This is a genomic window from Streptomyces sp. NPDC048002 (assembly GCF_040653275.1).
Lineage (GTDB): Bacteria > Actinomycetota > Actinomycetes > Streptomycetales > Streptomycetaceae > Streptomyces.
The window spans coordinates 1-15,836 of the sequence record NZ_JBEZNL010000032.1 but is presented as its reverse complement, the minus strand read 5'-3'; the positions used below and the strand labels follow the sequence as shown (position 1 = coordinate 15,836).

At 73.0% G+C, this 15,836-nt stretch carries 3 protein-coding genes and 1 pseudogene; all 4 read left to right on the top strand.

What is annotated here, in order from left to right:
• Positions 1-1,656: pseudogene (locus AB0E07_RS29675) on the top strand (hypothetical protein); the annotation flags it as partial.
• Positions 1,657-1,728: 72 nt separating this feature from the next.
• Positions 1,729-2,226, top strand: a complete 498-nt coding sequence (locus AB0E07_RS29670; protein WP_362258883.1) for a YbaB/EbfC family nucleoid-associated protein — start codon at positions 1,729-1,731, stop codon at positions 2,224-2,226.
• 2 nt (positions 2,227-2,228) lie between these two features.
• Positions 2,229-2,576 carry a hypothetical protein gene (locus tag AB0E07_RS29665; protein ID WP_362258880.1) on the top strand — a complete coding sequence of 116 codons (348 nt, stop codon included), beginning with the start codon at positions 2,229-2,231 and terminating at the stop codon, positions 2,574-2,576.
• Positions 2,577-15,836, top strand: a 13,260-nt coding sequence (locus AB0E07_RS29660; RefSeq protein ID WP_362258878.1) for a lonely Cys domain-containing protein, incomplete at its 3' end; no start/stop codon positions are given.

Genomic DNA, 15,836 nt, shown 5'->3' with positions numbered 1-15,836 from the left:
GCGGAAGCCGAACGCGAGAAGGCGGAGGCCAAGGCGGAACAGGAACGCGAGAAGGCCGAGGCCAAGGCCGAGCAGGCCGCCGCCAAGGAAGAGGCCGAGCGGGAGAAGGCGGAGGCCAAGGCCGAACAGGAACGCGAGAAGGCCGAGGCCAAGGAACAGCAGGCGCTCATCCTCGCGCAGAACCAGAAGGCGCAGGACGAGGCGAAGAAGGAACGCGAACGGGCCGCGGCGCAGAACGAGGCCGACCGGGCCGAGGCGAAGGCCGAACAGGAGGCCGCGAAAGCCGAGGCCGCAGCCGAGAAGGAAGCCGCCAAGCAGGAACAGCAGCGCGAGAAGGCGGAAGCGGAGGCCGAGCAGGCCGCCGCCAAGGAAGAGGCCGAGCGGGAGAAGGCGGAGGCCAAGGCCGAACAGGAGCGGGAGAAGGCCGAGGCCAAGGCCGAACAGGCGGCCGCCAGGGAAGAGGCCGAGCGGGAGCAGGAGGCCGCGAAGCAGGAGGCAGCCGCCGAGAAGGCGGAGGCCAAGCAGGAACAGGCCGAGGCGCAGGCCAGGGCGGAGGCCGAGCAGGAGGAGGCCCGGCGCGAGGCACTCCAGGAGAAGCAGCAGGCCAGGCTGGACGCGCAGAACGAGAAGGCCGAGGCCCAGGCCGAGTACGAGCAGCAGCGGGCCGAGGCACGCGCCGAACGCGACGCCGCGCTCCAGGAGGCCGACCGCCAGGAGGCGGCCGCCCGGCAGGAGTACGAGCAGGAGAAGGCCGAGGCCCAGGAGCAGCGGGACCAGGCTCGCGAGGAGGCCGACCGGGAACGCGCGGAAGCCCGCCAGGAGTACGAGCGCGAGATCGCCGCCGGCACCGACGAGAACGTGGCCCGCGAGGAGTACGACCGGCGGATCGCGGAGATCGACGCCGCCGAGAAGGACGCACTCGAACGGGCGGACGCCGCCGAGTCCGAGGCCAGGAGCGAGTACGAGCAGGCGAAGGCCGACGCGCAGACGGAGCGGGACGAGGCGCGCACCGAGGCCGAACAGGCCCGCAAGGACGCCAAGGCCGACTACGACCGGCGCATGGCCGAGATCCAGGCCGAGTACGACCGGATCGGCGCCGCCGACAAGGACATCGACCAGCTGATCAGGGAGCGCATCGCCGATCTTCCCGAACCGCCCGACCTCTCCGCCTACAACCCGGGCGGCTCCGCGTATTCCTCCGCGTTCAGCGACAACCTCTACAACCAGGACGACCTGAGCGAGGCGCTCGGCCGCCCGCAGGGCAGCGACGCCCTGGCCGGTGCCACCGCCGACGGATCGGGCACCGGAGCGGGCTCACCCGGCATGTACCCGCCGATGATGCGAGGGGCCGGCGGCGAGGCGGGCGGCAACTCCGGGGAACGTACGAGAACCGTCATCGAACCCGGGGTCGGCAGGACCGGCCGGACGGCCGTCACCACGCCCTCGACCGACGACGAGGAGCACCGGGTCGTCCCCAGGTCCACGCAGACCAGCAGCAGTTCGCCCTTCATGCCGCCGATGGGACCGATGGGCGGCGCGGGCGAGGGCAGGCCGCAGACGGAGAGCGGCGACCGGGAACGGACCACCTGGCTCGCCGAGGACGAGGACGTGTGGGGCACCGACGAGGGCGGCGCGCCACAGGCCCTCGGGCGCTGAAGGAGCGGCGGAACGAGAGACACGGATCTAGAGACGCGGATCGAGAGACGCGGACAGGAGAAGGGGAGCGGGATGAGTCAGCCCATGGAGGACCGGGTGGCCCGGGCCATGGCCCACCTCAAGGAGGCCGAGGAGGCCGCCGCCTCGGCACGGGCCGAACTGGACGCGGCGTCGGTCACCGCGCGTTCGGCGGACCGGTCGGTGCGGGTCTCGGTCGGAGCCAAGGGCGAACTGACCAGCCTGGAGTTCCTCGACGGCAAGTACCGGACCATGGCCGCCGCCCAGCTCTCCGCGGCGGTGCTGGAGGCGGCCAACACCGCGCGGGCCGAGATGGCCCGCCGCGTCGTCGCCACCCTCGACCCGCTCACCAGGATGACCTCGCGCGGTGCCGCCCCCGAACGGATGGGCGTCGACTGGGAGTCCGTCTTCGGCACGCTGCTCAGCGAGACCTCCGTGGACACGGCGCCCACGGCGATGAGCAGGCTCCGCGACGAGATCGTCGAGGACGAGGAGACCCCGGCCGTCCGGCGGGACCGGCAGGAGCGGCCCGAACGACAGGAGGGCGCGTAGAGATGGGCAGCAACTACTCCGCGGACATCGAGGCCATCCTCCAGGGCTCCAAGCACCTCTCCGACGCCGTCCGTTACGGCGACCAGATGCTGCCCCGCTTCGAGAACGGCTGCGCCGTGTACGCGGGCTGGTGGGGCGAGGAGGGCGGCGACGACGAGTTCGCCAACTCGGTCGGACCGCAGGTCCGGCGCGAACAGGAACAGGTCGCGGCCACGATCTCGGCCATCACCGGCGGCTTCCTGGCCCTGGTCGACGCGGTCGCCGCGGAGGCCGACCATGTGCAACGGCCGCAGCACCAGGCCCTGGAGGACATCGAGACGCACGGCTCGGAGAGCGAGAACAGGCGCTGAATGGCCATCATGTTCCCGCCGGGCCTGCGGGAGTTCATCGAGGTCTGGGTCGGCGCGAACGTCGCCACCGGCAACGAGGACCTGGGCTTCGACAGCCGCAACCCCTACAAGCGGCTCGCGGACGACATCGGTGACCTGTCCGACGCGATGAAAGGGGCGATCTCCACCGCCGGGAACTCGCTGCCCCCGCGGATCGCGGACGAGTTCGTCGCCGCGGTGAAACTCTTCGTCGACGACAACGGCCAGAACCATCTCCAGAAGTTCGCCGACGAGGTCCGGGACATCGGCGCCCAGCAGATCGACCGCTCCATCAAGCTCTCCGAGGCGAAGTACCAGATCCTCATCGAGTTCATCCTGATGAACATCGAACTGGCCCTCATCGCCGCGCTGTCCGTCTTCACCGGAGGGACCTCACTCACCGAGATCGCCATCGCGAAGGCCCGGACCGCGCTGACGATCCTGCTGATCCTCCAGCGTCTGGGCCGGGCCGTTCCCACTCCGCTGTCGGTGCTGCTGGAGGCGATCCAGGAGGCGTTCGTCTCGTTCGCCTCACAGTTGATCTCGATGACGGCACCGGACGACCCGGACCGCAGGCGTACCAAGTTCGACTGGACGGACATCGGCCAGGCCGCGGTGGCCGGTGCTTTCGCGGGACTGTTCGGCGGACTGTTCTCCCAGTTCAGCGGTCCGATCGTGCGCAACATCTTCAAGGACAACCGGACCTGGAAGGAAGTGTTCGACCTTCCGCTCACCTTCGTCAACGAGGGCCAGGCCGAGACCTTCGCGGAGGCGTTCACCAGCCTGATCTTCCTGGGCACCTTCACCCTCAACCCGGGCACGTTCCTGAGCGCCGGCCTCAGCGGCCTGGTCTTCGAAGCGGCGTCCACGGGTGCGGAGTACGGCGGAAAGTGGGCGCACGACAAGTTCTTCCGGGACCTGGACCTCGACTCCGACGACATCAACGACACGTCAGGCGGGGGCGGAAGGTACGGCGGCCGTGACTCCGGGACGACGAGCCCGGGCTACACGGCCCAACCGCCGTACCTGCCCGGCGGCATCACCACCGCCGACTCGTACGAGAGCACGGTCCCGTACACGTCGTCGGTCCACCGCTCCGACACCACCGGCTTGTTGGGCGGCAACGATGACACCGACGCGGTTCTCAGTGACTCCGGCTCGGTGTTCACCGATACCGACTCGGTTCTCAGCGACGCCGACTCGGTGTTCACCGACTCCGACTCGGTTTTCACCGACGTAAGCGGCGTTTCGTCGGTCTCCTCGCTCCCTCCCGTCTCCGCCTCGGGAGCACTCGGTGGCAGTGCGGGCAAGCCGTTCTCCTCCCCTCTCACCTCGAACCCGTACACGAACTCGAACCCGTACACGAACACGAACTCGAACCCGAACCCGTACACGGACCCAGTCCCGGACTCGGACGCGGACTCGGTCCCGGGCACCCGCCGCAACACCTCGGCCGACGACGCCGACAGCGTGTTCTCCACCCTCAACCCCGCCACCACCGGAACCCCGGCCACCACGGCCGACGCCCCTTCGCCGCACCGACCCGTCATCCGCACGGAGTCCCAGGAGATCCCGGCCACCAGCAGTCCGCTGGATCCCGCCGCACTCGTACCCGGTGAGGAGTCACCCGCCCCGCCCGCCGTGGACGGCAGCCCGCTCAGTTCCGGGGCACCGGCGGGGAATCCCGTGGGGTCCCCGTCCGAGCCCGGTTCCCCCGACTCGGTCGACATGATCATGGACTGGGAGGACGGCGACAGCGACACGGACCAGGAAGGCTCGCAAGAGCCGCCATCGGAGGCCACCCCGGACCTCGGCCGCGAGCTGCTGGCCGGCGTGTTCGGGCCCGACATCGACACCCACCGGATCTACCCCGCCCTCCGTGACACCCTGGAGCACCTCGACGAGCTGCGGCTGGCCGACCCGGCACTGCGTGACGCGCCGTTCGACCTGGACTCCCTGACCCGGCGCGTCCTGCTACTGGACCCGGCCGCCCCGGTGACCGACGGTCAGCGCAGCGAGCTGTTCCGGGTGGCGATGGACCCGGCGGTGGCGCCGGCCGGCAGCTTGGCGGAACTGGCCGCCTTCCACCTCGAACTCCGGGGCGTGCTCTCCGCCGGTCAGGCGCTGACCGCCGACGACGGGGCCCTCCTCGGCCGCAACTGGACGACCGCCGACGTCCCGGGCCTCGACCTCGACGACGTGGGCACGGTCGTCCGCCAGGGCGACGGGGGCCTCGCCCGCGGCGATGTGCGCACCGCGCCCTGGCACCGGCCCGGCGAGCCCGCCCCGTACGTCGTGATGGCCGAGGGCAACCACGAGCGGATCGTCGTACGCGGCCACGACGGCTCCCCGCGCCCGGTGCCCCTCGACGTGTTCGCCGCGCTGCTCGCCCGCGACCCCGCGCTGGCCGCGCTGCCGCCCGGCACTCCCGTGGTGCTGCTGGTCCCCGACGCCGGTGCGCGGGGCCTGGAGCTGCCCCGCCTGGCCGCCGACCGCCTGGGCCGGGAGGTCTGGTCGGCCAACGGCACCGTGAAGGTGTCCCCGCAGCAGGATCCCTCGCAGCCGTACGTCGTCTCCTTGCAGGCCGGTGCGGGCATGCCGCGCGCCCACTGGATCCGCAGCACCCCCGGCCAGGTGCTCGACCCGGAGGAGTACGGGGACACGCCCGAGTGGGAACGCGAGGTGCGCTCCCACAGCGTCGTCGACGACAGCGGGACCACCATCGGCAGAGGTGTCTTCGAGGACGCCGAGGCCCCGCGCCGGATCGAGGCGCTGCGGCTGGCCACCGAGTCGTCGGAGCTGTGGCACTACAACCCCGCCACGGGCGAGTCGGCCAAGGACGACAAGCCGGTCCCGTTCGCCGGGAAGCCCGTGTACGTCTTCAGCGCCCACGCCCGGCCCGGGGCGACCCGGGTACCGACCACGACGGGCCCGGGGCACCACACCCACGAGCGGGAGACGGGCGGGATGCTCAAACGGCGTCCGAGCCTCGCGCGGCTCCCCGCGGACCACGGCGTCGTGATGGAGGCGTGCTCAAGTGCCAAGCCGCCGGGCGTGGTCCGCACCCGCAGGGGCATCGACGACACTTTCGTCCCGGACCCGCTCGCCGTCGTCAGCGAGAGCCAGCACGTCGCCAACGAGACTGGGCGCACCACCTACGGCGGCACCCACATGGTCAGCTTCGCGGTGCTGCCCGACCGCACCTTCGTGCACCGCCTCTACACCGACTCGCGCGGCCGGCGGGGAGCGTGGGTGGAGCACCGGCCGGAACCCACCGGCGACCGTCTCGACGACCGCGCCCGCGCGGCCGGCCTGCACACCGACCCGGCCCTGCCGGTCCCCGAGGCGACCCGGGAACGGACCCTGCGACTGATCCGCGCTCTGCGGCTCACGTTCGGCGCGCACATCGAGGACGACAGCCGGTACGGCGACCTGCTCGCCGGAATCGGCGCGCTGGAGACCATGCGCGCCGCCGATGCCGCCCTGACCGACGCCGGCCCGTTCAGCGTCGACCTCTTTGAGCGCGCGGCCCGCGCCGGCCGGCCGGGCGCCCCGGACGCCGACACCTACCGCGACCTCCTCGACCGGGCCGCCGAGGCCCTGCGCCGCCGCCCCGACACCGTGCTCTCCGACTTCGTCGCCCTGCCCCAAGTGACCGCGGCGGCCCGGCGACTGGGCACGCTCGAACCCGCCGCACACGACGCCGAGACCGCCCGCGTCCTCGGCCTGGACCCGGCACTCGTCGGGCCACCCGAGCGGGCCCGGCTGTTCTGGGCGACGGTGAAGGCCCTGGAGTGGGAGAGCCGCACGCCCGACCCGGACACCCTCACCGGCCGCGTCCTGCATCTGGAGCACCCGGACCCGGCCCGGCGGCCCGAACTCCTCGACCTCGTCGCACGCGCGGCGGCCGTCGGCGTCGACGTGGACAACCTGACGGAACTGGGCGCGTTCCACCTGGAGACCCTCGGGGCGCTCGCGCCGGAGACCCGACTGCTCGGCCCCGACGGGGCGCCGGCCGGCAGACGCTGGTCGCCGGCCCCGCCGAACGCGACCCCCACCACGGCCACCGACCGGGTGGTGCTGGCCGCGCCCAAGCCGGGCGGCGGCTTCCGCGCGGTGGCCCAGGAACCCCCGCCGTGGAACGCCCCCGGCACCACGTCCGCCTATCTGGTGTCCGCAGGAGGCGGCCCGGACCACGTCCTCATGACCCTGCCCGGCGGCTTCCGCGGCCGCGTCCCCTACGACGAGGTCGCCGAACTGCTCGCCCGCGACCCGGTGCTCAACTCCCGTCCGCAGAACGGCACGGACATCGTCCTGGCCGTGCCGAAGGCGGCGGCCCCGAGCACGGGAGCGTCCGACGGCGGACCCCGGGCCGGTGCCGATCCGCGTGCCGTCGTCAGCGCCGCGACCGGACGCGCCGTATGGGCCTCGCACGGCAGCGTCGGCCTCGCCCCGACGGGGCCGTCCGGTCCGTACGTCCTCTCCCTGCTGCCGAGCGCGCCGGGGCGCCCCGCCGCGGCCGACTGGTCGGCGGTCCGGCCCGGCGACCTCACCGCACCGGGTACCGCCGTCCCCGAGGTGGACGACGTCACCTTCGCGGACCGCGACGGAACCGGCAGCGGGCCCGAGGCCGAAGGGCCAGCGGCTCCCGAGCTGCCCGTACCGGACCACCTGGACGACGACGTGTTCGGGGAGCGGTCTCCCCGGCCCTCCGAGCAGGCCCGGTACCGGGAACTGCTCGCCGCCGTGTACGGCCCGGACGTCGTCGACTCCACGCTCCACGCCGAACTCCTCGACGCCGTCACGCGCCTGGACCGGCTCCGCTCGGCGGACCCCTTTCTGGGCCACGGCCCGCTCGACCTCGACGCCGTGGCCCGCCGGGTGCTGCTCCTGGCGCCGGGAACCGCCGTGACCGGCGCCCATCGCTCCGCGGTGCTCGCGGCGGCGGGTCACCCGGCGGCGCGGTCGGCGAACGGCCTGGCCACTCTGTCCGCGCTCCACCTGCGCAGCCAAGGCGTCCTGTCACCCACCCGAGCCCTGCCCACCGGCACTCCCGGCCGCGACTGGACCCAGGACCCGGACCGGACCACGGGCCTGGACGCCACCCGTACGGCACGGCGTGGACCGGCGGCCGACGGCAAGCTCCCGCCCGACACAGTCGACCCGGCCCCCTGGCACCGGCCCGGAGCCCCCGGACCGTACGTCGTACGGGCCGACGGCGACCGCCACGGGATCGTCGTACGCGGATTCGACGGCGCCCCGCGCGAGGTGCCCCTCGACGTCTTCGCCGAACTGCTCGCCCTGGACGAGCAGTTGAGCGCCCTCCCGGCCGGGGTGCCGGTGCTGCTGCTCGTCTCCGACGCCGGCGGGGGAGGCCTCGAACTGCCGCGCGTGCTGGCGGATCGGACCGGCAGGGACGTCTGGTCCGCCGACGGGGAGGCGGACATCGCAGGCGTCCCGGACGGATCCGCCTCCCACCCCTACCTCCGGCCGCGGAGGGGCGCCCGCGGGGACCGGGCCGACTGGATCCTCAGCCGTCCGGGCGAGCTGCCCGACCCGGAGGAGTCCTCCCACGCCCCCTTCTGGGAACAGGACTTGCAGTCCCACACCGTCGTCACCGATCAAGGGCCCATCGGCAGGGCCGTGTTCGAGGACGGCGACCGCGCACGCCTGCTGCCGGGGGTCCGGCATGCGACGACGGCGACCGAGCTGTACCACGTCAACCGGCTGGAGGGGACGTGGACCAGGGACGACGTGACCGTCCCGTTCGCCGGCAAGCCCGTGTACGTCTTCTCCGCGCACGGCCTGCCCGGCGAGACGCTGTTGCCGACCACGTCCAACCCCCGGCACCGGGCCCGGAAGGGCGCCCTGGGCGGCATGCTCAGACGCCGTCCCAGTCTGGCGCGCCTGCCCGAGAACCACGCCGTCCTGCTTCAGGAGTGTTTCGGCGCCACACCGCCCGGCCTGTCCCGCAGGCGCAAGCTCGTCACCGACACGTTCGTCCCCGACCCGCTGGCCGACCTCAGCCAGAGCCAGCACGTGGCCAACGAGACCCGCCGGACCGTGTACGGCGCCACCCAGGAGGTCGGCTTCAAGCAGGGCGACGACGGCCGGGTCTCCCACTTCGTCCTCACGGATTCGCGCGGCCGGCGCGGCCAGTGGCTGGAGCACCGGCCCGAACCCGAGGGCGCCGCGCTCGACGACCGCGCCCGAGCCGCGGGGCTGCACACCGACCCGGCGCTGCCGGTCTCCGCGGCGACCCGGGAACGGACCCTGCGGCTGATCCGCGCGCTGCGGATGACGTTCGGACCGTCGATCGAGGACGACAGCCGTTACGGGGAACTCCTGTCAGGTATCGGCGCGTTGGAGGCCATGCGGGACGCCGACCCGGTGCTGCGCGACGTCATCCCGTTCGGCCTGGACCTGTTCGAGCGGGCCGCCCGAGAGATCCGCGCGCGGGAGCACCACGGCGCGGCGGACGCGGAGTTGGGGCCCGACGCCTATCGGGAGCTGCTGGCCAAGGCCGCCGAGGCGGTGCGGCTGCGACCCGGTACCGTCCTCACGGACTTCACCGCCTTGCCGTCCGTGACCACCGTGGGCCGGGGCATGAGCGGCCTCACGGACGAGGAGGTGGCCGACGAGGCCGCCCACGTCCTCGGACTGGCCCCCTCCCTCGTCGGGCCGCCCGAACGAGCCCGGCTGTTCTGGGCCACGGTGAAGGCCCTGGAGTGGGAGAGCGCGACCCCCGATCCCGCCGCCCTCACCGCAAGAATCCTGCACCTGGACCGGCCGGACCCGTCCCGGCTGCCCGACCTCCTCGAACTGGTGGTGCGGGCCGCGGCGGTAGGCGTCGATGTGTACAACCCCGTCGAACTGGGCGCCTTCCACCTGGAGACGCTCGGCGCCCTCTCGCCGGACACCCTGCTGCTCGACGCCGCGGGCGCGCCGGCCGGGCGGAGTTGGGCGCCGGGGCGGGCGGGGGCCACCATGGACCCGGACACCGCCCTCGTCATGGCGGCCACTGCGGACGGCGGCCACCGCCCGCTGCGCGGGGCGAGGATGCCGTGGACCGCCGACGCCGCCCGGCCCACTCCGTACCTGGTGCTCGGCGAGGCCGGGCCCGCTCACCTGACCATGGAACTGCCGGGCGGTTTCCGGGCCGTGGTGCCCTACGAGGAGATCGCCGAACTGCTGGCGCTGGACCCGGCGCTGAACGCCTTCCCGCGCAAGGCCGACATCGTGCTGGCCTCCACGACCACGGCGCCCGCGGATCCGCCGGAGACCGGTCGGCGCGCGGTCATCGGCGCCGGGACCGGACGTGGCGTCTGGACCTCACCGGGGCCCGTGGATCTGCTCGCGCAGAGCGATCCGGCCAAGCCGCGGGTACTGGCCCTGCTCCCTGTGGCATCCGGGCAGCGTCAACGTGCCGACGACTGGTCGGTGACCCGGCCGACTCCCGGGCCCGCGACGGCTCTTGACGCGCAGTCCGCCACCCTGGCGGGCGAGGCGGAGACCACGACGCCGAAGCCGAAGCCGATCGAGCCGAAGCCGATCGAGCCGAAGCCGATCGAGCCGAAGCCGATCGAGCCGAAGCCGATCGAGCCGAAGCCGATCGAGCCGAACCCGAAGCCGACCGAGCCGACTCCGAACCCCAAGCCGACCGAGCCGATCCCCAAGCCCACCGACACGGCAGCCGTAAGGACCCAGCCCACCGAGACCGACCCCCCGCCCCCGGACGCCCCCCGGCTCGACCGGGCCATGACACCGCCGTCCCGGGGCCGCCGCACCCCGGCCCGGTTCGCCGACGGCCGACGCATGCCCGCGTACGTCGACGACCTCCAGGCGCTCCTGCCGGCCGGCCTGACCGCGGCCGAGGTCGGAGAACTCCTGGCCAACCCCGCCACCTTCGGCCAGAGCGCGGTGGCCCTGCGCGGTGTCGAGCAGATCCTGGACGAGATCGAGCGCGAGCTGCTGCGCAGGCCGGACGCCCGTCCCGCCGACGGAAGCCTGCTGACCGACATCCGGCAGACCCTCCGGGACAAGCCGAAGACACTGGCGGACGGCACCGGGCGGCCGTTCCCCTACGTCAACGCGGACGGGAAGGTCCGGGTCCTGTACCTCAGGGCACGGCACCACGGCCGGTGGAGCCCGTTCGACGACGGCGTCGGCGACGCTTCGAAGATCGACAGCATGCACCGGGCGGCCGCGACCTTCGGGCTGACCAAGAACATGCAGGCCAACTCCCAGTACGGCCTGGGCGGACCGATCGGTCCCGCGGGCACGGCCGCCTTCGGCGGGTTCGGCCGGATCGCCCTGCGCTTCGGCTTCATCGACAAGGTCGGCTACACCCTCACCGACCAGCGCATGAACCAGATGGAGACCCGGACGCTCGACAAGTCCCGGTCCTACCTCGACGACGTCCACTTCGAGATCCACGTCACCGACACCGCGGGGCGGGTCGTCACGGGCCTAGAGGACGAGGCGGCCACGGAGACCGGGACGGACCCGACGGTGCCGGCCCGCTTCTCCTTCGGCGTCCGCAACGGACTGACGGTGCGGCTGCCGGACAGCGTGACGAAGATGCCGGAGCCGGGCCGGATCCCGCGCTCCATGACCCTGGACCGCGACGCCCAGTACCGCTTCGTCCGCATCGAGGGCTTCGGTCCGGTCGCCGCGATCCGCGACTGGGCCGCCGCGCAGATCGGCGCCCTGCCCGGCAGTTCGGCCTACACCGAGCTGGACATCTTCTTCTCCGGGGACAGCTTCCAGCGGCACGGCAGCACGATGGCACGCGGCCGTATCACCACTCCGCCGCTCTTCGCCGACGACCGGAAGAAGTCCCCGCTCGGCGTCTTCGTGGTGGAGGAGCTGATCCCCCGCGCCGCGGTACTCGTCGGAGAGACCGACCAGGCCGAGATGCGGGACATCAACACCTCCACCGTCCGCAGCGAGCGGAGCCGTGCCCAGGGCAGAAGCCTGCTGCTGCAAGCCGTCGCCGGACCCGCCTTCAACTTCTTCGACCCCGGCACCGCCCCCTTCGACCTGCGGCTCCAGTTCGGGCCGACCGCCCAGTACTCCTTCGCGCGGACCTGGGCGGCCGGCCTCGGCGGGGCCGGCACCCTGAAGTCGGCCGGCCAGGTCAAGGGCCCCAGGACCGCCCTCTACGTGGTCGTGAAGTCGGTACGGGTGCGGCGGGCCGGCGACAACGCCCCGCCGACACGCTTCCTGACCTGGAGCCTGGACCGGATGACCAGCTCCGAGGCGCGACGGCTGGCCGGCTGGGACGACGGCACCTCCCTGGCCCTGCGCCACGGCGCCGCTCCGCCGTTCGTCCCGGCCTACCTGACCGTGGACCGCCCGCGCACCCTGGGCATGCACCGGGTGAAGGAGTTCACCTTCGACGACGGCCGGCGCACCCGGGTCGCACCGGACACCGCCGACGGCGTCGGCCGCACCCTGCTGGACGCCTTCGCCGACGGAGTGGTCGACTCCCTCGCGCATCTGCGCGAAGGGCTCGTGGTGCCCCTGGACCAACTGCTGCCGCCGAATCTGCCGAAGGGCTGGCGGGCCCGCTTCAACGACCTGCTGGGACGCGACCCGGACCGGCTGCTCGACGCGGCCCGGAGCCTGCCGATGCCGCCCCGCTGGAAGGACCCCGTCAAGTACCGGATCGCCCTCCAGAACACCCTCCAGGTCCTCGGCGTGCTGTCCCAGCAGAACATCACCGCCAACCTGGAGGCCCTGACCACGATCGGCCTGCCGATCCGGCTCACCGACCCCGACTCGGTCGGACAGACCTACTACACCGTCCGGGTGCACGGGACGCTGACGGGACGGCGGTACGAGGGCAAGGACACCGACGAGGGCATGCGCTTCAGCGCCCTCGGAGTCGACCGGCTCGACGGCCAGACCAGTGCCAAGCAGGGCCTCGACCTCGGCTTCGAGGGCACCTTCTCGGGCCGCGACAACAACGTCGACGACGCCGGCCTGCCCCGCAACACCCTCGGCCTCACCCTGGGCGCCCGCCACGGCCGGCAGTGGGAGGCCGAGACGGCCTTCGGCTCCACCGTCACCAACGAGCCGATGTCGGTGAGCAACCAGCCCACGCACCTGTACCGCTACGACCTCGCCCTGACCGCGACCCTGAGCGGCTACTGGCGGCCCCGCGGCCTGATCCGCGGCCTGGGCCTCGGCCTGCCGGGACTGCTGGTCCTGGACGAGCCGGTCAACATCCTGTTCGGGCGGACGGCGCTCGGACACCTCAAGGGCGGTGGCCCGAGGACCGGCCAGGTGCTCATCGGCGTCCCCGTGCAGCACACGCCGGACGCCGACCCGTACGCGGACGGGGCCCTGAACCCGTATCTCGCCGACGAGCCCGCCCCGACCTCCATGAACACCGCTCGGGCCCTGGCCCTCGCCAAGGGCGACCTGACGCTTCCCGCCGACGGCGGCCGACCGGCGGGACGGCTGGCCGACCGCGGCACACCGCGGTTCAAGGATTTCCGGCAGCACCCCTTCGTGATCGTGAACGTGGTGCTCTCACCCGCCCTGGTCGCGGAGGTGGACCGGGTCCTGAGGACGGCCTCGGGCAGCGCCTGGCAGCTGTCGAAGGACGGCGCAGCCACCCGCGAGGCCGTCGTCCGCACCTTCACCCCCCAGTACCTGACCGCGAGCTTCGACCAGAGTTCGGGACCGCTGGGGCTGGTCGGCAGCGGCCTGCTGGGCAAGGGCCCGTACGGGGAGCTGTGGGGAACCTTCCGCTACGCGACCACCGTCGGCGACCTCCGCCCGCTCACGCCGCCCATGGCCATGGACACCGAGATGACGCTCGGCGGCACCCGCCAGGCGGCCGGAAAGATCAGCAACAGTACGAGCTTCGTCTTCGGCGGCCAACTGGTCTACTCCGTCGCCCAGCACCCGGGCCACGGCGTCATGGGCGCGTACGGCATCGTCGCCAACCCCGTCTCCACCTCCGGCACGCACAGCGTCGGTGTCGTGCGGACGGTCGTCGCGGACATGAACCGCAAGGGCTTCACCCACCAGGTGCTGGTGGCGGGCGACGTGCAGCACTGGTTCGCGCTGCTCTCCAGCCGGCTGGGGACGGGCCGGATCGGCAACGCGGCCGCCGCCACCGCCCTCGTGCCGCGCTCACTGGCGGGGGCCGCCGGCACCGAACTGACCACCCCCGGCGGCCTCCTGGGACATCTGCCGGAGAAGAGCGCCCACCGGCTGGGGCTGCTCGACGACGGCATGGGCGAGGTCCCCCGCTACACCCGGCTGCCGTGGGAGCCGCAACCCTGGCTGCGCGGCGCCGCCTTCGGCTCCTTCGCGGTCAACGCCCTCGATCCCAGCGGCGTCCTGCTCGCCTTCGACGGGCGGATCCGGGAACTGGGGCTCGACGACGAGAGCAGGGAGCGGATCCGTCAACTGGTGACCGCCCGCGCCACCCGGGCCCTGAAGGGGGAGATGACGAGCACGCGTCCCTCGACCCTGGTCAGCGGCGGCGGCTGGGGCTGGGGCAGCGTCCGGATCGGCAGCCGCCGGGTCCGGGTGCGGGTCGAACTCATCGCCGGTACGCCCGTGTTCGAGGGCCTCGACCACAGCGTGGAACTGGAGGAGAACCGGCGGGCCATCGAAACCGTCCAGCGGAACTCGGAGGCGTCCTCCGGGGTGGACGTGGGCTTCCTGACCAGCCAGCCCGTGTACACCGGCAACCCGTACGTCCCGGGCGCCGGACCCGCGTACACGGAGAGCGGCTCCCACCGCAAGACGATCGCGTCGAGCCACACCGTCACCACCGTCACCATCTACCGGGCGGCGTCCACCGAACCGCACGCGGAGACCGTCACCCCGTACCGCATGCGGATCGTTCTGGAGGCCGACGACACCCCCGACACCGGTGAGTCGGGGAAGGGCGGGCCCACGGCGCTGGACCGCCTCCGGGGGCGGCTGCGCATCGTCGAGGAGGACGACGTCGGCGCGCTGCGCGAACACGTGCCGCTCAGCCTGATGCAGCCCACGCCGTCGGATGCGGACGGGACCGGCGGCACCCTGCCCGCCCCGGACCCCGCCGCCGACCCGGCGCTCGCCCTGCCGCCCCGGCCGGTGCCCCTGCCCGCCGTGCCGCAGCCGCTGACGGTCCTGGACGGGGAGGGCGTGGCACGCCCGTTCACCTTCCCCGAGAACGGGATGCACCCCCGCGGCATCATCGGCGTCGAGAACCTCCGCATCGCCAACGACCTGCTCCTCACCAAGGCGTACGACACCGGCTTCGACCTCCGCGCCCTGGAGGCCGAGGAGGGTCCCGACACCGCCGCCCTCACCGAACTCCTGCGCAGGACCAGGGAGACCGGCCTGACCCGGCCGGGCACCGGCTCGGCGCAAGCCCTGGAGGACGGCACCAGCTCCATGGCCGTCACCGCGTTCTACCCGCGCACCACCGAGCCGGACGGCTACCAGGTCGCCGGGCTGACCGAGAAATCCCTCGTCGGAACCGACTCCGGACAGCTGACCCTGCGCTCCGTGCCCGACTTCAGCGGCGCGCTGCTGCTGACGGTCGCCGACGGCAAGAAGCTGGAGGTGCTCCGACGGTACGGGGAGAACGCCGGCACCTCCTCCTCCGGCGAGCACAGCCAGTCCGGAAGCCTCGGCGGCGCCTTCCTGTACGACTCGCCCAACAACGCGGGTCTCAACCAGATCGGACTCTTCGGCCCCGGCCCCTACGACCTCGACGGCGACGGGATGCCGGTCGGCGACGACCACCTGACCTCCCGCAACCTCAAACCGAAGACCGGCCGTTCGTTCCTGTTCGCCGTCCCCGCCGCCTGGACCGGCGTCGGCGACGTGCACCGGAGCATCGTCGACTCCAGGCTCGCCAACCGGATCCGGGGCGGAACCCTGAGCAAGGCCCGCTCGGGTCCGCAGGCGATGGAGTCCAAGGCGTACGTCGTCACCTGGATCCGGGAGGACGTCGCCCGCGAGCTGAGACTCGTCACCGACACGAACTTCCCCGAGAGCGCCTCGAAGGCATGGGACGCGGTCGCCGCCGCGAGCCAGGCCTGGGTCGACGCGGACAAGGCGTACTGGAAGAAGCGGCGCGCCTCCGGTGGGCTGCGTGCCGCCCGGGACGCCGCTCAGCGCGCCCTCGACGAGGCGGCCGGGATCGCCCGGGCGGCGGCGCGCCCGGTCGCCCTGGCCCGCACCGCGGTGGCCCCCGCGGACGCCGCCCGGAAGCAGGCCGCG

What these genes read in the sequence shown, in the direction of transcription:
- AB0E07_RS29665 (WP_362258880.1), top strand. Translation starts at nt 2,229, where the DNA reads ATGGGCAGCAACTACTCCGCGGACATCGAGGCCATCCTCCAGGGCTCC.
- AB0E07_RS29670 (WP_362258883.1), top strand. Translation starts at nt 1,729, where the DNA reads ATGAGTCAGCCCATGGAGGACCGGGTGGCCCGGGCCATGGCCCACCTC.